The organism is Cellulomonas algicola (genome assembly GCF_019024305.1).
GTDB classification, from domain to species: domain Bacteria; phylum Actinomycetota; class Actinomycetes; order Actinomycetales; family Cellulomonadaceae; genus Cellulomonas; species Cellulomonas algicola.
The window spans coordinates 616,990-636,593 of sequence record NZ_JAHKSJ010000006.1; the positions used below are offsets into that span (position 1 = coordinate 616,990).

General features: G+C 75.0%; 17 protein-coding genes. 8 read left to right on the plus strand and 9 right to left on the minus strand.

Annotated features, from left to right (window positions below; all coding sequences use genetic code 11):
- Window positions 1-317 precede the first annotated feature (317 nt).
- Window positions 318-1,511: an NAD(P)/FAD-dependent oxidoreductase gene (locus tag KOV94_RS06930; protein ID WP_308160411.1), complete on the plus strand. Its 1,194-nt coding sequence runs from the start codon at window positions 318-320 to the stop codon at window positions 1,509-1,511.
- A gap of 68 nt (window positions 1,512-1,579) precedes the next feature.
- Here the strand turns inward: KOV94_RS06930 and KOV94_RS06935 are convergent, their stop codons facing one another.
- The 5 genes from KOV94_RS06935 to KOV94_RS06955 form a co-directional block, all read right to left on the minus strand.
- Window positions 1,580-2,167, minus strand: coding sequence for a VanZ family protein (locus tag KOV94_RS06935; RefSeq protein ID WP_124343647.1), 588 nt, complete (start codon window positions 2,165-2,167; stop codon window positions 1,580-1,582).
- Between the two features lie 429 nt (window positions 2,168-2,596).
- Window positions 2,597-3,907 carry an RNA polymerase sigma factor gene (locus KOV94_RS06940; RefSeq protein ID WP_218051593.1) on the minus strand — a complete coding sequence of 437 codons (1,311 nt, stop codon included), beginning with the start codon at window positions 3,905-3,907 and terminating at the stop codon, window positions 2,597-2,599.
- A 44-nt stretch (window positions 3,908-3,951) separates the two neighbouring features.
- Entirely contained in the window at window positions 3,952-4,383 is a 432-nt protein-coding gene (locus tag KOV94_RS06945; RefSeq protein WP_218051594.1) for a YciI family protein, read from the minus strand.
- 53 nt (window positions 4,384-4,436) lie between these two features.
- Window positions 4,437-5,222: a rhomboid family intramembrane serine protease gene (locus KOV94_RS06950; RefSeq protein WP_218051595.1), complete on the minus strand. Its 786-nt coding sequence runs from the start codon at window positions 5,220-5,222 to the stop codon at window positions 4,437-4,439.
- The gene (locus tag KOV94_RS06955) at window positions 5,219-6,058 is read right to left on the minus strand and encodes an LLM class flavin-dependent oxidoreductase (RefSeq protein WP_218051596.1); all 840 of its coding nucleotides are present in this window, start codon (window positions 6,056-6,058) and stop codon (window positions 5,219-5,221) included. Before KOV94_RS06955 ends, KOV94_RS06950 begins: the two co-directional genes overlap by 4 nt.
- Before the next feature lie 113 nt (window positions 6,059-6,171).
- Here KOV94_RS06955 and KOV94_RS06960 point away from each other — a divergent pair, with 113 nt between their 5' ends.
- Window positions 6,172-7,536 (plus strand): MFS transporter, encoded by a 1,365-nt coding sequence (locus tag KOV94_RS06960; RefSeq protein ID WP_124344460.1) that lies wholly within the window; start codon window positions 6,172-6,174, stop codon window positions 7,534-7,536.
- A gap of 51 nt (window positions 7,537-7,587) precedes the next feature.
- Here KOV94_RS06960 and KOV94_RS06965 read toward each other — a convergent pair whose 3' ends face one another.
- Window positions 7,588-8,226 (minus strand): GyrI-like domain-containing protein, encoded by a 639-nt coding sequence (locus KOV94_RS06965; RefSeq protein ID WP_124344459.1) that lies wholly within the window; start codon window positions 8,224-8,226, stop codon window positions 7,588-7,590.
- Window positions 8,227-8,392: 166 nt separating this feature from the next.
- On the opposite strand from KOV94_RS06965, the gene KOV94_RS06970 reads away from it, so the two are divergent.
- The 4 genes from KOV94_RS06970 to KOV94_RS06985 all read left to right on the plus strand — a co-directional run bounded on the left by KOV94_RS06970 (window position 8,393) and on the right by KOV94_RS06985 (window position 14,096).
- Window positions 8,393-10,012 carry a RecQ family ATP-dependent DNA helicase gene (locus KOV94_RS06970; RefSeq protein WP_218051597.1) on the plus strand — a complete coding sequence of 540 codons (1,620 nt, stop codon included), beginning with the start codon at window positions 8,393-8,395 and terminating at the stop codon, window positions 10,010-10,012.
- 231 nt (window positions 10,013-10,243) lie between these two features.
- Entirely contained in the window at window positions 10,244-11,059 is an 816-nt protein-coding gene (locus KOV94_RS06975; protein ID WP_124343966.1) for an alpha/beta hydrolase, read from the plus strand.
- A gap of 40 nt (window positions 11,060-11,099) precedes the next feature.
- Window positions 11,100-12,608: an outer membrane protein assembly factor BamB family protein gene (locus tag KOV94_RS06980; RefSeq protein WP_218051598.1), complete on the plus strand. Its 1,509-nt coding sequence runs from the start codon at window positions 11,100-11,102 to the stop codon at window positions 12,606-12,608.
- Window positions 12,609-12,656: 48 nt separating this feature from the next.
- Complete coding sequence (locus KOV94_RS06985) at window positions 12,657-14,096, plus strand: outer membrane protein assembly factor BamB family protein (protein WP_218051599.1); 1,440 nt, start codon at window positions 12,657-12,659, stop codon at window positions 14,094-14,096.
- A 48-nt stretch (window positions 14,097-14,144) separates the two neighbouring features.
- Here KOV94_RS06985 and KOV94_RS06990 read toward each other — a convergent pair whose 3' ends face one another.
- Together KOV94_RS06990 and KOV94_RS06995 are read right to left on the minus strand one after the other, a co-directional pair.
- Complete coding sequence (locus KOV94_RS06990) at window positions 14,145-15,344, minus strand: winged helix DNA-binding domain-containing protein (RefSeq protein ID WP_218051600.1); 1,200 nt, start codon at window positions 15,342-15,344, stop codon at window positions 14,145-14,147.
- A 28-nt stretch (window positions 15,345-15,372) separates the two neighbouring features.
- A complete protein-coding gene (locus KOV94_RS06995) occupies window positions 15,373-15,792 on the minus strand; it encodes a VOC family protein (RefSeq protein ID WP_124343970.1) in 420 nt (139 codons plus the stop codon).
- A gap of 233 nt (window positions 15,793-16,025) precedes the next feature.
- On the opposite strand from KOV94_RS06995, the gene KOV94_RS07000 reads away from it, so the two are divergent.
- Together KOV94_RS07000 and KOV94_RS07005 are read left to right on the plus strand one after the other, a co-directional pair.
- Complete coding sequence (locus tag KOV94_RS07000) at window positions 16,026-18,305, plus strand: exo-beta-d-1,3/1,6-glucosidase (protein ID WP_218051601.1); 2,280 nt, start codon at window positions 16,026-16,028, stop codon at window positions 18,303-18,305.
- 178 nt (window positions 18,306-18,483) lie between these two features.
- A complete protein-coding gene (locus KOV94_RS07005) occupies window positions 18,484-18,729 on the plus strand; it encodes a PspC domain-containing protein (RefSeq protein ID WP_235843524.1) in 246 nt (81 codons plus the stop codon).
- A gap of 81 nt (window positions 18,730-18,810) precedes the next feature.
- On the opposite strand, the gene thyX is transcribed toward KOV94_RS07005, so the two are convergent.
- Window positions 18,811-19,569 (minus strand): FAD-dependent thymidylate synthase, encoded by a 759-nt coding sequence (gene thyX / locus KOV94_RS07010; protein WP_200829786.1) that lies wholly within the window; start codon window positions 19,567-19,569, stop codon window positions 18,811-18,813.
- Window positions 19,570-19,604 lie beyond the last annotated feature (35 nt).

The window sequence follows — 19,604 nt, forward strand, 5'->3', positions numbered from 1 at the left end:
TCGGCGACGGCATCGCGCCCTCGCGACATCGAGCCCCCCGGACCCCCTGGGTGCCGGGCAGCCCCCGTCGCCGGCACCTCTCCGGCGATCCTCGCAAAGTCACGGACGCCACGACAGGGCGATACCGGGCGAAATACTGCGATACGGGATGCCGACCGGGCCCTCGGCGTCGCGGGTCGCGCGGGGAGTCCGCGGTCGTCGGCTCCGCGAGCGCGGTCCGTCGGGGGACGGCGCCGCGCCGGCGCCCCGGCGCGCGGGCCCGACCGTCCCGACGTAGCGTGGCGCGTCCCCGACGCACACGGAGCGTGGTCCCGATCGTGACCGGTCCCCATCACCACGACGTCCTCGTGATCGGCGGCGGCAACGCCGGCATCTCGCTCGCGGCGAAGCTCCGCCGCGACGGCTGCCGCGACGTCGCGGTCGTCGAGCCGAAGGACGTCCACGAGTACCGCCCGCTGCTGTCCTACGTCGCGGGCGGCATGGCGACCCTCGACGACCTGCGCCGACCGCAGGCCGACGCGATGCCGCCCGGGGTCCGGTGGTACCAGGACGCGGTGACCGCGATCGACCCGGCTCGGTCGGCGGTCCGCCTCGCGAGCGGCGGCGAGCTCACGTACACCGACCTCGCGGTGTGCCCCGGTTCGCAGGTCGACTGGGACGCGATCCCGGGCGCGCAGGACGCCGTCCGCGCCGGGTCCGCGTCGACGAGCTACCTCCCCGAGCACGCGCCGGCGGCCTGGGAGCTGCTGTCGTCGCTCACCTCGGGCACGGCCGTGTTCGCGATGTCCGACCGCCACGTCCCGTGCGCCCCGGTCGGCCTCAAGCCGCTCTTCCTGGCCGCCGACCACTGGCGCCGGGCCGGGGTCCTCGACGAGATCCGGGTCGAGCTGCTGCTCGAGGCCGACCGGCTGGTCGACCTCCCGGAGTCCGACCGTGAGCTGCGGGCGGCGGCGGCCGGGTACGGCGTGCACGTCCGGACGTCGACCGCGGTCGAGCACGTCGACGCGACCGCCCGACGCCTCCGGCTCCGGACCCCGGGCGGCACCGACGACCTCGCGTACGACGCCCTGTTCCTCGCGCCGCCGCACCGCGCGCCGCAGTGGCTGGCGTCGAGCGGCCTGACCTCGACGAGCAGCGACGGGTTCCTCGCGGTCGACCCGCGGACGCTGCAGCACCCCGACCACCCGACCGTGTGGGGTCTGGGCGACGCGGCCGAGGTCGACGCCCTCCCCTCGGGCGGTGCGCTGCGCAGGCAGGTCCCCGTCGTCGCGCACAACATCGCCGCCCGGCGCACGGGCGCGACGATGCGGCACTACGACGGGTACTCGGTCGCTCCCGTGACGACGTCCCGCAGCCGGCTGCTGCTCGCGGAGTTCGACCGTCGACGCCGGCCCGAGCCGACCGTCCGCGTGCCGGACCTGGCACGGCCGCGCCGCAGCCTCCTGCTCTTCGACCGGTACCTCGAACCGCCGATCTACTGGCGGCGACTCCTCCGCGGCAAGGTGTCCTGAGCGACACGGACGTCGGCACGCGACCGGGGTGACCGGGCCCGCGCCAGGCGCCGTCGGGACGGCTGAGCTCAGCCGCGCACCGGCTCCGGCTGCGCGGCGTGAGCGGGGTCCAGGGCGTCGTCGTGCCACCGGAAGCGGCTGACGAGCGCCCGGGCGGCAGGCACGCGTGACACGGCGACGAAGGCCGCGTAGCCGAGCGCACCGCCGACGACGTTGAAGACCAGGTCGTGCACGTCGGCGACGTGCCCCCCGCCCAGCAGGTGCGCGGTGACCCCCTGCGTGACCTCGATCGCGAGGCTGACGACGGCCGCCACCGCCACCGCCCGCCACCACGTCACCCGGGCCACGAGCAGCGGCACGAGGAACCCGAGCGGCACGAAGACCACCACGTTCATCACCGCGTCGGCGACCTCGTACGGCGTCCACGGCACCACGACGACGCCGTTGGTCCAGGGCTCGCTGCTCACCGGCTTGTCGAGGTAGATCGGGAAGACCGTGTTCGCGAGGACCCCGGCGGCGTAGACGCAGAGCACGACCGCGACGGCGGCGCGCGGCACGGAGAGCCGTCCGCGGCGGGCCAGCGACCACAGCAGCGCCGCGAGCACTGCGGCAGCGAGGGGGACGACGACCGGGAGGACGGGGACCTGACGAAACACGCGTGACCTGTTCTGTACGACGACGCTCCGGCACGTCGACGGGTCGACGGCACCGCCTCACAGTGCCAGCCGTCGCGTCGCAGGTCGTCCGCCCGTGGTCGGACACGGGTCGGTCGCGCGTCCGCGGGCAGGTCCGGAGGCGGCACGGATCCAGAGGCGGACGGGATCCGGGGGTGCCGGTGGCGTGCCGAGAGGGGGGTGGCACGCCACCGGCGCTTCGGGCGGTCCGCGGTTGACGCGACCGTCGGCCCACCCGCCCGGACCCGGCTGACTCGCCGTCGGGTCCGTCTGCGAATGTAGCGATCCGGACATCTCCTGCCCAGGGGTGCAGCGACCCTCCCCGGCGTGCGACGTGCCGACAGGCCTGTCGGGTCATCGGAAGGTGGGGCCCGGTCGGGCGCCGGACCCGGTCGGCACGGTCAGGCCGCGTCAGGACGGTCCGCCCGGCTCCCCCGGTGCGGCGTCGGCCGCCGTCGGCGCCGCGGTCCCGGACGTCGCCCGCGACGCGGCCGCGGCGGCGCGCTCGGTCAGCAGCCGACGCTCGCGGGGGGTCGGCGCGATCGTGGCGGCGTGCTCGAGCTCGTCGGCGGCCTCGCCGTGCCGGCCGAGCCGCGTGAGCACGTCGGCGCGCACGGCACCGAGCAGGTGGTAGCGCGCGAGTCGCGGGTCGTCGCGGATCGCGTCGACGGCCGCGAGCGCCGCCTCAGGCCCGTCGGCGTGCAGCACGGCGACGGCCCGGTTGAGGTCGACGACGGGCGACGGCGCGAGCTGCGCCAGCGCGTCGTACAGCGCGACGACCGCCTCCCAGTCGGTGTCCTCGAACCGCGCGGCCCGGCTGTGGGACGCGGCGATCGCGGCCTGCAGCGTGTACGGGCCGAGCGGCCGGCCGAGCGTCGTCGCGCGGTCGAGCGCCGCGAGCCCGTGCATCACGAGCGTGCGGTCCCAGCGCGTGCGGTCCTGGTCGGGCAGCAGCACCGGTTCACCGGCGGCGTCCGTGCGGGCGTCGAACCGCGACGCCTGGAGCTCCATCAGGGCGACGAGCCCGTGCACCTCGGGCTCGCGCGGCAGCAGGCCGGTGAGCGCCCGGCCCAGCCGCATCGCCTCCGCCGCGAGGTCGCGCCGCACCCACGAGTCGCCGCTGGTCGCGGAGTGCCCCTCCGTGAAGACGAGGTAGACGACCTCCAGCACCGACGCGAGCCGGGCGGGGAGCTCGTCGGCCTGCGGCACCTCGAACGGCACGCGCGCCTCGGCGAGCGTCCGCTTCGCGCGGGAGATCCGCTGCCCGATCGTCGGCGACGGGACCAGGAACGCGCGGGCGACCTCGTCGGTCGTGAGCCCGCAGAACAACCGGAGCGTGAGCGCGACCCGCGACTCGCGCGGCAGCACGGGGTGGCACGTGAGGAGCACGAGCGCGAGCAGGTCGTCGTCGACCGGCCGGTCCACGACCGCGTCGGCGCCGGGCTCGTGCCGCCCGTCCACCGCCGCGAGCGCGTACTTCACGTCCCGCGTCTGCTCGCGCCGGATCACGTCGACCGCGCGCCGCCGCGCCGCCGTCATGAGCCACGCGCCCGGCCGGTCCGGGACGCCGTCGCGCGGCCACTGCTCGAGCGCCTGGACGAACGCGTCCTGCGCGAGCTCCTCCGCGAGCCCGACGTCCCGGACCAACCGGGTGAGCGAGGCGACGAGGCGCGGCGACTCGATGCGCCAGACGGCCTCGACCGCGCGCCGCGGGTCGGTCATCGTCGCGTCCCGTCGCCTCGCCGCTCCCGTCGCCTCGGGTCCGGTCAGCCGTGCTGCGCCTCGATCCGCTCGGCGAGCTTCTCCTCCGCCGCCGCGACCTCGGGCGTGTACGCGTCGCCGAAGTCCTCGATCGACGCGATCGGCCGGATCTCCAGGACCGCGCGCGGGCCGGACTGGTTCGCGGGGCAGCGCTTCGCCCACTCGACGGCCTCCTCGAGCGAGGACACCTCCCAGATCCAGTAGCCCGCGATGAGCTCCTTCGCCTCGACGAACGGCCCGTCGACGACCGACGTCGTCCCGCCCTCGAACACGACGCGCGCGCCGCGCGCGCTCGGCAGCAGCCCCTCCCCGCCGAGCATGATCCCCGCCTGGACCAGCTCCTCGTTGTAGCGGCCCATCTGCTCGAACATCTCGGTGGTCGGCTCGATCTTGTCCTCGTCGGCGCCCGCACCCTCGATCATCACCAGGACCTTCATGACCGTTCTCCTCCTCGTGGTGGTCCGCCCCGACGCTAGTGCCGGACCGGCTCTCACTCCCCTCGTCGAACGGCCCGGACGTTCTTCGACACGCCTTCCCGACGAGTTTCCCGACGTGTCTGCCGCCACGGCACGGCACCGAGGAGGGCGCCGACGGCGAGGCCCAGCCCGTGACCGTCGAGCGCGACGGTGAGCGTGACCGCGACGACGCCCGCGAGCGCCGCGGCGGCCGGGAGCGCGACGCGGCCGCCGCGGTGGCGCAGGTCCGCCACGAGAAGCGCGACGACGACGCTCGCGACCGGGCCCGCCACGAGGTAGCCGGGGCCGATGCCCGTGAGCAGGACGTACGGGACCCAGAACGCCGCGTAGACGAACGGCAGCAGGGGTGGCGCCGCGCGCTCGCGCCACGCGCGGACCAGCAGGAGGCCGACCAGGCCCCCGACAGCGTCGGAGGTGCCGGCCTCGACGAGGGACGGGTTCGCGACCGTGAGGACGACCGCGGCCACGAGCCCGCCGCCGACCGCCGCGGCCAGCCACCACCCCGTCCCCCACCGACGCTCGACGGCCCACCCGACGAGCACCAGACCGGCCAGGTTGAACGCGTACTGCCCCCACCACGTCTGCACGAGCATCGACGACCCGAGCCGCCACCACTCGCCGTCCGCGACGAGAGACGGGTCGCGCGTGAGCGCGTCGTGCACCGCCGGGACCAGCAGCCCGACGACGCCGAGCACCGCGACCAGGACCGCCGTGACGAGGGTCGCCCACGGTCGCCGTGCCCCCCAGGCGCGCTCCGCGGTCAGTCGTGGGTCGGCCGGGTCCGCCGGCGGCAGGGTCACCGCCGGGGGACGCCGCGGCGGATGCGGTCGGTGAGCGCCTCGTACGTCGACCCCGGACCCTCCCAGCGCGACTCGACGAACCACGTCGCGCCCGCCTCGGCGAGCGCGTCCGCGTGGTCCTGCGCCTCGGCCGGGTCCTCGGGCAGCACGCCCTGCAGGACGATCTCGAACGGGCCGGCGTCGGGTGCCCGGTGCTCGCGCACCCAGGCGGCGATCTCGGTGACGTGCTCCGGGCCGAGGTGCTCCATCGCGCGGTCGCCGCGCAGCTGCGGGACGACGCCGTCGTAGCGCAGCGCGCGTCCCATCGACCGGTCGCTCGGGAAGGCCCCGACGACCCAGATCGGCACGCGCGGCTGCTGGACGGGCCGGGTGCCGATGCGCAGGTCCTCGACCTTGTGGTGGTGGCCGTCGTAGGAGAACGTCTCGCCGCGGAACGCGAGGTCGAGGATCGCGAGGTGGTCGTCGAGCAGCTCGGCGCGCTCGCGCGTGCTCGTGAGCTCACCGGACACGCCGACGAAGCCGCGGTCGATCGGCACACCCAGCCCTGCGGGGATGACGAGCCGGCCGTGCGAGAGGTGGTCGACGGTCACCGCCTGGCGCGCGACGACCCACGGGCGGCGGCGCGGGAGCGCGAAGACGAGCGCGCCGAGCGTGATGCGCCGCGTGCGGACGGCGGCTGCGGCGAGCACCGCCCACGGGTCCCACACGTCGCCGTCGAGGCCGAGGTCGATCGCGTCCCACGTGAAGAAGCCGTCCCAGCCCGACTCCTCGGCGTCGACCGCCATGCCGAGCACCTGCTCCGTCGTGCCGAACGTGCCGACGATGCCGAACTTCATCGTTCCCCCTGTCGTCGCAGCCGATGCCGGCGACGCTACCGACGACCACCGACACCGTCGCCGGGTCGGCCAAAGGCCTTGGGCGTGTGGGTGGTCCGTCGGAGGATGGGTGCGTGACCGACGACGCCCACGCACCGGCGAGCCCGGCCCAGCCCGATCCCCCCGCGCCGCGGACGGACGCCCACGGGGATCGTTCCGCCGACGCGAGCACGCCGCCCGACCGTCCTGGCTGGGTGCGCGACACCGTCGTCTTCCTGTCCGGCCAGACGGTCTCGCTGTTCGGCTCGATGCTCGTGCAGTACGCCGTGCTGTGGCACCTCACGCTCGAGACCCGCTCGGGTGCGGTCCTCGCGCTGTCGTCGGTGTTCGGCTTCCTGCCGCAGGCCGTCGTCTCGATCTTCGGCGGTGTCTGGGCGGACCGGCACAACCGCAAGCTGCTCGTCGTCGGCGCCGACGCGACGATCGCGGTCACGACGCTCGCCCTCGCGCTGCTCATGCTGTCCGGCCACGACGACCTGTGGCTCATCTACGCGGCGCTCGCGATCCGCTCGGCGGGTGCCGGCGTGCAGACCCCGGCGGTCGCCTCGCTGGTCCCCCAGATCGTCCCGACGCGCCACCTCATGCGCGTCAACGGCATCAACGCGACGATCCAGTCGGCGATGATGCTCGTCGCCCCGGCCGCCGCGGCCGCGGTCTACGCGAGCGCGGACATCGTCGCGGTGTTCTTCGTCGACGTCGTCACCGCGGTGATCGGCATCGGGATGCTGCTCCTGGTCCCGGTCGCGACGATCGTGCGGACGCAGGGCGACGACGGCCCGACGAGCTACTTCGGGGACCTCGTCGGCGGGCTGCGGTACATCGCGGGGCACGCGTTCGTCCGCTGGGTGCTCGTGCTGTTCGCGGTCGTGTTCGTGCTCATCGTCGCCCCGTCGTACCTGACGCCGCTCATGGTGGCGCGCACCTTCGGGCCCGAGGTCTGGAAGCTGACCGCGAACGAGCTCGCGTTCAGCATCGGGATGCTCGTCGGCGGTGCGGTGGTCGCCGTCTGGGCGGCGAAGCGGAGCCGGGTCGGGCTCATCATCGGGTCGACGCTCGCGTTCGGCGGCATCTCGATCGGCCTCGGCGTCTCGACGAACCTGTGGGTGTTCCTCGGGTTCATGTTCCTGCTCGGGCTCGCTGTGCCGTTCTTCTCGACGCCGTCGACGACCGTCCTGCAGGAGACCGTCGAGCCGGAGATGCAGGGCCGCGTGTTCGGGTTCGTCGGGATCGTCATGGCCGTCGCGATGCCGCTGGGCATGGCGGTGTTCGGGCCGCTCGCCGACGTCGTCAGCGTCGAGCTGCTGCTGGTCCTCGCGGGCGTCGCGCTGTTCGTCGTCGTGGGCGTCGCGCTCGCGATGCCGTCGGGCCGACGCGCGGTCGAGGACGCCCGACGTCAGTCGGCGGCCACCGAGAAGGACGCGGTGACGACGGACGCGTGACGGCCGCCGGCGTGACCGCCGCGTGAGAGGGACGCCGCTCGCCGGCGGGTCTCAGGAGGTCCGCGCGACCGGCTGGCGCAGGATCGTGCGCAGCCTCTCCGGCGCGGTGCGGCGCGCGTCGCCGAGGTAGATCTCGTGGTGCTTGCCCGTCAGACGCAAGCCCTGCGCGGGCACGAACTCGTGGTGCAGCGCGTCGAGCACGGGCCCCTCGGCGTCGTACGGGCCGACGTGCAGCGTCTGGACGCACAGCCCCTCGTCGAGCCGTTCGAGCCGGACCTCGTCGAGCCGCGGCGCACCGCCCTTGCGCGCGACGGTCTCCCGCGCGGTCTCCACGTGCTCGGCGGTGAGCCAGTCGGGCGTGAGGACCAGCAGCGTCCAGTCCCAGCGCGACTTGTCCCGCGCGCTCGTGAACGACTCCATGTCCGCCGACCACCACAGCCCCTCGAGCGGCATGACGGTGTAGTCGCGGCCGAGCTGCGTCTTGCTGAGGAACTTCAGCGCGTACGCGAGCGGGTACAGCGACGACACGGCCGCGGTGTACGCGGGTGCGGTGTTCGGGTCGCCGTGGCCGTCGACCGCGAGGTACGTGAGCCGGGGGACCTCGACGACGTCGAACCGGCCGCGCCGGGCCGTGTACGTCGAGAGCTCCTTCTTGAGGTCGACCTTGTCGGCAACCGGCCCGTCCGCCATGAGTCCCCCTGCGCGTCGTCGCCACCACCGTCCCTGCCCGGCATCGTGCCAGGTCGGGGCGTGCGGGCGACCACGGTGCGCACGACCGCCGCGCCCCGGATGCGGGACCCGTCCCGCTGCCGCAGGCTGAGGCCCCGCCCGATGCTCCCCCCCTCCCGGAGGTCCCGTGCCGACTGCCCTGCCGCCCGTCCGCGGGGTCGCCCTCGACGACGCCGTCACGCAGGTGCTCGGTCCGGACGCGAGGCTGCGCGACGCGCAGGCCGACGCGCTGCGCGGCCTCGCCGAGCGGGACACGCTGCTGGTCGCGCGGACGGGCGCGGGCAAGTCCGCGGTGTACGCGATCGCGACGCTGGTCGCCGCGCGGCTCACGCTCGTCGTCTCGCCCCTCGTCGCGCTGCAGCGGGACCAGGCGCAGTCGCTGCGCGAGGTCGGCCTGCGGGCTGCCACCGTGAGCTCCGCGGTCTCGCGCGGGAAGCAGGCGCAGGCGCTCGACGACGCCGCGCACGGGAGGCTCGACGTGCTGCTCCTCGCACCCGAGCAGCTGCACCGCGGGCCGGTCGTCGAGGCGCTCCGGGACGCCGACGTCGGCCTCGTGGTCGTCGACGAGGCGCACTGCGTGAGCGAGTGGGGGCACGACTTCCGGCCCGACTACCTGCACGTCGCGTCGGCGGTGCGCGCGCTGGGCGGACCGCGGGTGCTCGCGATGACGGCGACCGCGTCGGCGCACGCGCGCGACGAGATCGTCGAGCGGCTGGGCCTGGACGACCCGCGCGTGCTCGTGCACGACGCCGACCGCCCGAACATCTGGCTCGGCGCGGTCCCCGCGTCGACACCGGCCGACCGCGACGCACGCGTCGTCGACGAGGTCCTCGCCACGGAGGGTGCCGTCATCGTGTACGCGCGCACCCGGTCGCACACCGAGGAGGTCGCCGAGCTGCTCGACCGCGCGGGGCGTCCGGCCCTCGTCTACCACGCAGGTCTCCCGGCGAAGGAGCGGGCGCGGGTGCAGGACACGTTCCTCGACGGGCGGCACGACACGGTCGTCGCGACGAGCGCGTTCGGCATGGGCGTCGACCGGGCCGACGTGCGGGCCGTCGTGCACGCGGGCCCGCCGCCGTCGCTCGACGCGTACTACCAGGAGGTCGGCCGCGCGGGACGCGACGAGGAGCCCGCACGCGCGGTCGTCGTGCACCGGCCCGACGACACGGCGCTCAACCGGTTCCTGCGCAGCGGTGCCGGCGCGAAGCCCGGCACGCTGCGCGCGGTGCTGGCTGCGACGTCCGACGAGCCCGTGGACCGGGCGGCGGTGGCCGAGCGCTCGGGCCTGGGCGCCCGCACGGTGTCACGCGCGCTCGCGGAGCTCGCCGCGGCCGGTGCGGTGCGCGACGACGGCGGGCTGTGGACCGCGACCGGCACGCCCGCCGGCGAGGCCGTCGCCGCGGTCGCCGAGGCCCGCGAGCGCCGCGCGACCCTCGACGCGTCGCGTGTCGAGCTCGTCCGCACGTATACGGACACGACCGACTGCCGCCGGCGCCTGCTGCTCGAGCTGCTGGGCGAGGTGCGCCCCGACCCGTGCGGCGCGTGCGACTCGTGCGACCGCGGCACGAGCGCGCCGGCCCGTTCGACGGGCGTCCGGCCCGGTCAGGCGGTGCGGCACGAGCGGTTCGGCGACGGCACGGTCTCGGTCGTCGAGGCGGACCGGCTCACGGTCCTGTTCGAGGAGCACGGGTACGTGACGCTCGACGCGGCCGTGGCGCTCGACTCGGAGCTGCTGACGGTCCGCTGACGCCGGCGCCGGCCCGCCGCAGGCTCGGCGGCCCGGCGTGCTCGCTCCCGTCCGCCACCGACATCGGTGTCGGTCGCCTGACCTGCGTCGCGACCCCTCTTCCGCGACGCCTGCACCCCGCGCCATGATCGGCACGGGTGCCCGGTTCGTCCGGTGCGGCCCGCCGCACGTCCCGTCACACCGCACGACGCTCCACGTTCCCGCACCGAACGCCCGAGAAGAGGACGGACCATGGCGACACCCGACACGATCGTGCTCGTGCACGGCCTCTGGATGACCCCGCGCTCCTGGGAGCACTGGGTCCCGTACTACGAGGCGAAGGGCTACCGGGTGCTGACGCCCGGCTACCCCGGCTTCGAGATCGAGGTCGAGGCGCTGCGCGAGAACCAGGAGCTCATCGCGACGCTCACCGTCCCCGAGGTCGTCGAGCACCTGGCCGCCGTGATCGAGGGCCTGGACGCGCCGCCGATCATCATCGGCCACTCGTTCGGCGGGACGCTCACGCAGCTCCTGCTCGCGCGGGGCCTCGGCGCGGCGGGCGTCGTGATCGACTCGGCGCCGACCGAGGGCGTGCGGGTGACGCCTCCGTCGCAGATCAAGTCGCTCAGCCCCGCGTTCACGGACCTGCACAGCCGGCACGGCGCCGTCGCGTTCACCCCGGAGCAGTTCCACTACGCGTTCGCGAACACCCTGAGCCGCGAGGAGTCCGACGCGGCGCACGAGCGGTACGCGATCGCCGCGCCCGGCGCGTGGATCTGGGCGTACGGCCTCATCGCCAACTACAAGCCGGGTCACCAGGAGACGTGGGTCGACTACAGCAAGGACCGCGCACCGCTGCTGTTCATCGCGGGCGGGAAGGACCACATCATGCCCGCGTCGGTGAACCGCTCGAACGCCAAGCACTACGACAAGTCCCCGGCGGTGACGGAGCTGTTCGAGTTCCCTGACCGGGACCACTGGACGTGCGCGGCGCCCGGCTGGGAGGCCGTCGCCGACAAGGCGCTCGACTGGGCGGTCGAGCACGCCCACGCCCGCGCCGACGCCTGAACCGCCCCGCCCGGACGCTGCCCGGCGGTAGCGTCCGGGCATGGCGCGCGACGGAGGGCTCCGGCCCGTCGAGCTCGAGGAGCACGACGGTGATCCCGGCCGGTCCTCGACGCCGCACGACGGCGACGTCGCGAGTCCGGGTGCGACCGGGGGGTGGCGCGCGCACCACGGCAGCCGGCGCGGGGTGCTCCTGGTCGGAGCGGCCGTCGCGGCGGTGGTCCTCGTCCTCGGGGGCGTGCAGGTCGTGCTCGACCGGCGGGCGGCGGCCGTCGACGCGCGGATCGCCGCGCTGCCGGGGGCGAGCGCGGACGTCGGCACCGCGCTCACGACGCTCTGGCAGCTCCCGCCCGACCTGCTGTGGTACCCGCTGCTGACCCGGGGCACGGTCGGGATCGGCCCGGCGGTGCTGGACGACGGGGCGCACGCGGTCGTCGCGCGCGACCTGCGCACGGGCCGGGTGGCGTGGTCCGTGCCGATCGGTCCGCCGGCCCGGGTGCCCGAGGGTGGCTGGACGGGCTCGATCACCTGCGCGCCGCCACCGGCGGGCCTCGCGGACCCGAACCACGTGCCCGACGTCCTCGTGTGCCACACGTCGGACGTGCGGCCCGACATGCCCGACGAGCCCGGGACCGCCGGCACGGCGCCGGCGTCCGAGGCGTGGTCCCGCGTCGTCGCGGTGGACCTGCGCGCGCACTCCGTCCGGTCGTCCGTGGACGTCGCACGCACGCACGCCGCGGCGGTGCTGGGCGACGTCGTCGCCCTCGGACTCCTCGACGGCGAGCGGCACGTCGAGGTCGTGGCGGTCGACACGGCGACGGGCATCGAGCGGTGGCGGTACCGCGACCCCCAGCCGCTGCCCGAGTACGCCGAGGACTCGTCGTGGGTCTCGTTGAACGCGGCCGGTGGGCACGTCGTCGTCTACGGCCCCGACGGCGAGGCCTACGCGCTCGCCCCCGACGGCACACGCGTCGACGGCGTCCGGGCGGAGAACGGCTGGCTCGACGCGCGGTGGCTCGCCGTCCCCGCCCGCGACGGCACCAAGCGCGTGCTGCGTCCGGGCGAGCCTGACCTGGTGGTGCGGGGCACGCTCGCGCCGCGCACGCTCGACGACGGCAGCGCGCCCGGTCTCGAGGTGTCGACCATCGGCTCGCGCGCGTGGGGCTGGGACGCGGCGACCGGCGCGCAGCGCTGGGAGAGCGACGTCGCGCTGTCGTCGCCGCTCGAGCAGACGGTCGCCGTCGTCGACGGACGCGTCCACACGACGGCCACGTCCGGCGTCAGGACGCTCGACGCGCGCACCGGCGAGCTGCTGTGGTCGTACGACGTCCCGGAGGGTGTCGTGCGCAGCGGCGTCATGTGCGACGGCCCCCACGTCACCTTCCTCACCAGCGCGGGCAGCGACCAGGGTGACCTGGCGCTCGTCGTGCTCGACCGCCGCACCGGCGGGCTCGTCCGGAGGATGCCGCTGCCCCCGGACGTCTCCTGGGCCTACCCGCTCGGGCCGTACGTCCTCGGCGCGACCGACGAGCGCGCGGTGGTCCTCGGCTGAGCGGTCCCCGGCCGGTGGTCGCACCGCCGCGCGGAGGTACCCTCGCGCATGGCCAGTGGCGAGCGACTCTCCTTCGTCGAGCTCGTCGAGGACGACGACCACGACGCCCGCACCCCCGACGCCAGGACGCGCGACGCGGAGGCCGCGCCCGTCCGGCGGTGGCGGCGTCCCGCGACGCTCGTCGGCGCGGTCGTCGCCGTCGTCGTGCTGGCCCTCGTCGTCGTGCAGGGCGTCGCGGACGCGCGGGCGCGAGGCGTCGACGCCCGGGTCGCCGCCCTGCCCGGCGCGCTGGCGGACGTCGGCGACAGCCTCGAGCCGCTGTGGACGCCCGACGACGCGTGGTGGCCGACGGCGACGTCCGGCGGGGCCGCGTTCGGCACGACCCTCGCGAGCGACGGGACGACGGCCCTCGTCGCGCGCGACGTCGACACCGGCGAGGAACGCTGGTCGGCGACCGTCGCGCCCGCGGTCCCCGGTGCACCTCCGACCGACGCACGGTGCGTCCCGCCGGAGGGCGAGGGTGCGCCCGAACCGGCGACGATGGTGTGCTTCGCGACCGACGCGCAGAGCTCGACCGGCTCGATCGACCCCGACGCGGCGTCCCGGCCCGGCACCTGGTCGCGGCTCACGGTCGTGGACCTGCGCGACGGGACCGTGGTCGCCGCGCACGACCTCGCGGAGCCCGCGCTGCACGCGGCGGTCCTGCGGGACGTGACCGCGCTCCTGCGCGTCGACGCCCAGGGGTACGTCGAGGTCACCGCGGTCGACCCGGTGTCCGGCGAGGAGGCGTGGCGGTACCGCCACCCCACGGTGCTCCCCGGCGCACGCGACGACCGCTGGTCGTACGTCACGGAGTCGGCCGGGCACGCGGTCGTGCAGACGCCGTTGCAGGTGCTCGTCCTCGACCCGGCGGGCCGGCTGCGTGAGGACCTGCGCGACGCCCAGACGTGGGCGGGGCCGTTCCTGCAGGCGTCGCGCGACGGGCGCACCCTCGTGGTCCGGGCGGGGCGGCCCGACCTCGAGGTGCTGGGCGACTTCGCGGCGCGGCAGCTCGACGACGGCAGCCTGCCCGGCCTCGAGGTGTCGTCGACGGGCGGCCAGGTCTACGGGTGGGACGCGGACACCGGCGAGCAGCGCTGGCAGGTGCAGCTCGACGTCGGCCCGATCTGGTCCACCCTCGTCGTCGACGGGCGCGTGCACCTGGCGACGCGCACGGGCGTCGCGGCGCTCTCCGGGCGGACCGGCGAGCTCCTGTGGTCCTACGACCTGGCGCCCGGCAGCACGCCCTCGCAGCTGCTCACCGACGGGCCGCACGTGCTGGTCGAGCAGGTCGACCCGCGGGGCGTCGACGGGTCGGTGCTCGTGGTGCTCGACCGCCGCACGGGGGCGCACGTGCGGGACCTGAGCATGCCCACCGGCCTGCAGGGCGTCATCCCGTTCGGGCACCGGCTCCTCGCCTTCGCGGCGGAGGCGGTCGTCCTGGGCTGAGTCACCGGCGCCGGACCTGCTCGACCACGGGCCGGTGCCGTCGCGACGTCAGGTGCCCTCGACGAGACGTGAGGCGCCCCGCCCCCCGACGAGCGGTGCGGGGAACCGCGGCACGACCGACGTCCCCGCGAGCCACCCGCTCAGCCGGTGCGCCTCCGCCTCGACCGCGGCGGTGGCCTCCCGTCCGACGTCCTCCAACAGGTACAGCTCGACCTGGCCGTCCGCGGTGACGGTCCACGCGCCGACGATCCGCCCGTCCACCCAGATCGCCGCGCCGCCGTTGCCGACGGAGTCGTAGACCTGCGCGCGGTGCGGGCCGACGTACCAGTCCCGGTCGGTCCAGCCCATCGTCGTCGGGTCGAGCCACGGCAGCAGCGCGACCCACGGCTCGACGGGCCCGACGGGGTCGACGTCGCCGGGCAGCACCCACCCGGTCGCGCCGCCGTCGAGCGCGACCTCGACGGCCCGGACGTCCGCGAGCGCGCGCCGCACGTCGCGCAGCGTCGACCCGAGCCACCACGTCACGTCCGCCTCGGTGGCGGGTCCGAACCGGCCGAGCCACGCGCGCACGAGCGTCGCGCGCGCCTCGTGCTCGTCGAGCGGCTCGATGTCGCCGCCGAGCCAGTCGCGCGCGAGCACCCACGTCGGTCGGGACGCCGTCCAGCGGCCGAGGTTGCCCGCCCGCACGACCGTGCCCGCCGCCTGCAGGCACGTGAGCACGCGGGACGCGATCGAGAAGGTGCCCGCCCATGGCTTGTCGCCGCCGTAGGCGACGCGCGCGTCGATCACCGCGAGCCGCTGCCGCAGCTGCGTGGACGTGAGCGGCTCCCCGTCCGCGAGCTCGGCGACCGTCGCGGCGACCGCCTCGTCGAACCACCGCGCGCCGTCGGTCGCGAGCCCGGCCGCCACGACGTCCTTGATCAGCCGACGACGCTCCGTCGCGGCGACCTTCGCGCTGCACGCGGCCTGCACGACGGGGAGCACGTCGCGCGGGACGGCGAACAGCGTCCGACGCATCGCGAGGTGCTTGACCAGCGTGCGGTCGACGTAGAACGCGCGGTCGAGGTCGTCGACGGTGAACCCGTCGGTGCGCGCCCACGCCGACAGGTAGAGGCCTGCAGGATCCGTCGCGTGCAGGCAGACGACGCTCGCGGCGGCGTCCTCGACGGTCGGGCGGCGGTACGGGCCCGCGACGGCGTGGCGTCGGGCGATCCGGGCGCGGCGCTCGGCCGTGTCGAGGTGCTGCACGGGCCGATCGTCGCAGGTGGTCCCGACGTCAGCCGACGAAGACGCAGAACGGGTGGCCGGAGGGGTCGGCGTAGACGCGCAGCGGCTCCTCGGGGTCGTCGGTGCGGTCGAACAGCAGGCGGGCCCCGAGGGCGGTCGCGCGCTCGTGGGCGGCGTCGAGCGCGGCGACGTCGGGCACGCTCGTGTCGAGGTGGAGCTGCTGCGGGACCGTGTGGTCGGGCCACGTCGAGGGCGGCAGGTGCTCGACCTTCTGGAACGCGAGCGGGACGCCGTCGTCGTTCCGCAGCACGAGCCAGTCGTCGCCGTTCGGGTCGGGCTCGCCGGGGGCGGGCGGCTCGTCGCCGTCGCGGTAGCGGAGCCCGAAGAGCTCGCGGTAGAACTCGGCGAGCCCGCGCGGGTCGGTGGTGTCGAGGACGACCTGGCGGATGACGGGACGGACGTCGGGCATCGGGGACCACCTCCGCGGGCCACACTGGTCCTGCCTGCCGGCGCCCGCCAGTCGGCGAACGCTCAGCGCGCGTCCCGCGTGGCCGATTTACTTACTGACCAGTTGGTAATCGCTCGCTAGACTCCTGCCGCGCTCGAATCGATTCGCCCGTCGGTGCGCACCGCACCCGCACCACCCGCACCAGCCCGCACCCGCTCGTCCGCCCTGCACCGCCGCCGTGAGAGGACCCGTCCGTGCCGCACCCGTACCAGGACCCCGCGCTCCCCGTCGCCGAGCGCGTCGCCGACCTCGTCGGGCGGATGACCCTCCCCGAGAAGGTCGGCCAGATGATGCAGCTCGACGCGCGCGAGGACGTCCGCAGCCTCGTCGAGGACATGCACGTCGGCTCGATCCTGCACGCGTCCCCCGAGCACCTGCACGAGGCCGTCGAGCTCACCGCGCAGACGCGTCTGCAGATCCCGCTCCTGGTCGGCGAGGACTGCATCCACGGCCACTCGTTCTTCGAGGGCGCCACGATCTACCCGACCCAGCTCGGCATGGCCGCGTCGTGGGATCGCTCCCTCGCCGAACGCGTCGCGCGCGCCACCGCCGTCGAGGTTGCCGCCACCGGCATCCACTGGACCTTCTCGCCCGTCCTGTGCATCACGCGCGACCTGCGCTGGGGCCGCGTCGACGAGACCTTCGGCGAGGACCCGTTCCTCATCGGCGAGCTCGCGTCCGCGATGGTCGCGGGCTACCAGGGCGACGGCCTGCACGACCCGACCGCGATCCTCGCGACCGCCAAGCACTTCGCCGGGTACTCCGAGACGCAGGGCGGGCGCGACGCGTCCGAGGCCGACATCAGCCACCGCAAGCTCCGGTCCTGGTTCCTGCCGCCGTTCGAGCGCGTCGCCCGCGAGGGCTGCCGCACGTTCATGCTCGGCTACCAGTCGACCGACGGCGTGCCCGTCACCATCAACGACTGGCTGCTGTCCGACGTCCTGCGCGGCGAGTGGGGCTACACCGGCACGCTCATCACCGACTGGGACAACGTCGGCCGCATGGTCTGGGAGCAGCACATCCAGCCCGACCACGTTCACGCCGCCGCGGCCGCCGTGAACGCGGGCAACGACATGGTGATGACGACCCCGCAGTTCTTCGCGGGCGCGCAGGAGGCCGTCGCCGCCGGGATGCTGGAGGAGGCCGCGATCGACGCCGCCGTCGCGCGCATCCTCACGCTCAAGTTCGAGCTCGGGCTGTTCGAGGACCCGCGCCGTCCCGACGCCGCCCGGCAGGCCGAGGTCGTCGGGTCCGCCGAGCACACCGCGCTCAACGTCGAGGTCGCCCGGCGCTCGCTCGTGCTCCTGACCAACGACGGGACGCTGCCGCTCGCGGGCGGGCTGACCGCCGACGCCGGCTCGGGCCGCGCGCTGCCCGCCGACCGCCCGCGTCGCGTCGCGGTCGTCGGACCCAACGCCGACGACCCCGACACGACCCTCGGCGACTGGGCCGGGCGCTCCGGCCAGGCGGACTGGCTGCCCGACGGCCACCCGCGCCACATGATCTCGACCGTCCTCGACGGCCTGCGCGACCACGTCCCCGGTGACTGGACCGTCACGCACGCACGCGGAGCCGAGATCCTCACGCTCGAGCCCGACCCGGCCGGCGCGTTCTTCCCCGACGGCCAGCCCCGCCCGCCGGTCGTCGTGCCCGCCGACGTCGACGACGCGCTGATCGCCGAGGCCGTCGCCGCCGCGCAGGACGCCGACTACGTCGTCGCCGTCGTGGGCGACCGCATCGAGCTCGTCGGCGAGGGCCGGTCCACCGCCACGCTCGACCTCATCGGCGGGCAGGTCGCCCTGCTCGACGCGCTCGAGGCCACCGGCACGCCGATGGTCGTGGTCGTCGTCGCCTCCAAGCCGCTCGTCCTCCCCGCCTCCGCGCACCGTGCCGCCGCGATCCTCTGGGCCGCGAACCCCGGCATGCGCGGCGGGCAGGCCGTCGCCGAGGTGCTGCTCGGCCTGGTCGAGCCGACCGGCCGCCTGCCGATCTCGTTCGCCGCGCACGTCGGCCAGCAGCCCACGTACTACAACCAGATCCCCGGCCAGCACGGCGACCGGTACGCCGACCTCACGCAGCGCCAGCCGTTCGCGTTCGGCGAGGGGCTGTCGTACACGACCGTCGCGTACTCCGACCTGCGGATCTCGACGCCCGACGTCGGCGCCGGGGACACCGTCCGGGCGCAGGTCACGGTGTCGAACACCGGCGAGCGCCCGACGCGCGAGACCGTCCAGGTGTACGTGCGCGACGTCGTCACGTCCGTCACGTGGGCCGACAAGGAGCTCAAGGCGTACCGGCAGGTCGACCTCGCACCTGGCGAGTCCGTCGACGTCGACCTCACGCTGCCCGTCGCCGACTGCACGATCGTCGACCGCCGCGAGCGCCGCGTCGTCGAGCCCGGCGCCTTCGACCTGCTCGTCGGCCCGTCGTCGCGCGACGAGGCCCTCCTGAAGGCCCGCTTCACGGTCGCCTGACTCCCCCGCGTCCACCCGCGTCCACCCGTGGACGCACGGGCGGACCCTGAGGACCGCAGGCCAGGTCCCAGGGTCCGCTCCGGGTCGGTCCCCGATGTGCCGAGCACGGCCGGCGCAGGAGGCTGGGATCACCGCCGAGACGCGACCGACGCGTCCGGCGGCCCAGGAAGGAACTCCCGTGAACATCCACGACCAGATGAGCCGCCAGGGACTGGTCCGACCCGTCCAGGGCCGCGTCCTCGCCGGCGTGTGCGCCGGCCTGGGTCAGCGGTTCGGCATCTCGCCGTGGGCGGCCCGGCTGCTGTTCGTCCTGCTGCTCATGGTCATCCCCGGCAGCCAGATCCTCGTCTACCCGATCCTCTGGATCCTCATGCCGTCGGAGTCCCCGCAGCCGGCCTACGCCTACGGGCCGCCGCGCGCCTGACCCGACCTACGACCGGCGGCCGCGACCTGGAGGGGGTCCGGCCGCCGCGTCGTGTCGTCAGGGGTCTCGTGTCGTCAGGCGTCAGGGGGCGACGCGGCCGTGGGCGTTGAACGCGGCGTGCGTCAGGGGCATGAGACCCGCCCAGAGCGACTCCATGCGCTCCGCGACCATCTCGATCTCGCGCTGCGGGAACGACGGCACCGTCGCGCGCTCGTCCTTGGTGCGCAACGACAGGAAGTGCATGAGCGAGCGCGCGTTGCACGTCGCGTACATCGACGAGAACAGGCCCACGGGCAGCACCGCACGCGCGACCTCACGGGCGACCCCGGCGGCGAGCATGTCCTGGTAGGCGTCGTACGCCCCCTGGTACGACGCGAGCATCGAGCGGGTCACGACGTCGTGCTGCTCGGGGGTGCCGTCGACGAACTCGTACCGGCCCGGCTTGCCCTGCTGGACGAGCTTGCGCTCGGGCGACGGGACGTAGAACACCGGCTGCAGCTCGCGGTAGCGGCCCGACTCCTCGTTGTAGGAGAAGCCCGCGCGGTGCCGGTGGAACTCGCGGAACACGAAGATCGGCGCCGAGACGAAGAAGGTCATCGAGTTGTGCTCGAACGGCGTGCCGTGGCGGTCGCGCATCAGGTAGTTGATGAGGCCCTGCGAGCGGCTCGCGTCCTTCTCGAGCTCCTCGAGCGACGCCTCGCCCGCGGTCGACACCCGGGCCGCGAACAGCACGTCCGCGTCGTGCGCGGAGTGCCGGACGAGCTCGACGGTCACGTCGTCGCGCACCTGCACGGGCTCGTGCTCGGGGGCCTGCGTCGCGGGCTGGGTGTCGGGCTGCAACGACACGTCGGGATCCCTTCGTCGGGCGCCGCGTC

Bases quoted from the DNA above. Each gene is read 5' to 3' on its own strand.
- KOV94_RS06940 (WP_218051593.1), bottom strand. From the start codon at position 3,907: ATGACCGACCCGCGGCGCGCGGTCGAGGCCGTCTGGCGCATCGAGTCG.
- KOV94_RS06945 (WP_218051594.1), bottom strand. From the start codon at position 4,383: ATGAAGGTCCTGGTGATGATCGAGGGTGCGGGCGCCGACGAGGACAAG.
- KOV94_RS06955 (WP_218051596.1), bottom strand. From the start codon at position 6,058: ATGAAGTTCGGCATCGTCGGCACGTTCGGCACGACGGAGCAGGTGCTC.
- KOV94_RS06965 (WP_124344459.1), bottom strand. From the start codon at position 8,226: ATGGCGGACGGGCCGGTTGCCGACAAGGTCGACCTCAAGAAGGAGCTC.
- KOV94_RS06975 (WP_124343966.1), top strand. From the start codon at position 10,244: ATGGCGACACCCGACACGATCGTGCTCGTGCACGGCCTCTGGATGACC.
- KOV94_RS06980 (WP_218051598.1), top strand. From the start codon at position 11,100: ATGGCGCGCGACGGAGGGCTCCGGCCCGTCGAGCTCGAGGAGCACGAC.
- KOV94_RS06985 (WP_218051599.1), top strand. From the start codon at position 12,657: ATGGCCAGTGGCGAGCGACTCTCCTTCGTCGAGCTCGTCGAGGACGAC.
- KOV94_RS06995 (WP_124343970.1), bottom strand. From the start codon at position 15,792: ATGCCCGACGTCCGTCCCGTCATCCGCCAGGTCGTCCTCGACACCACC.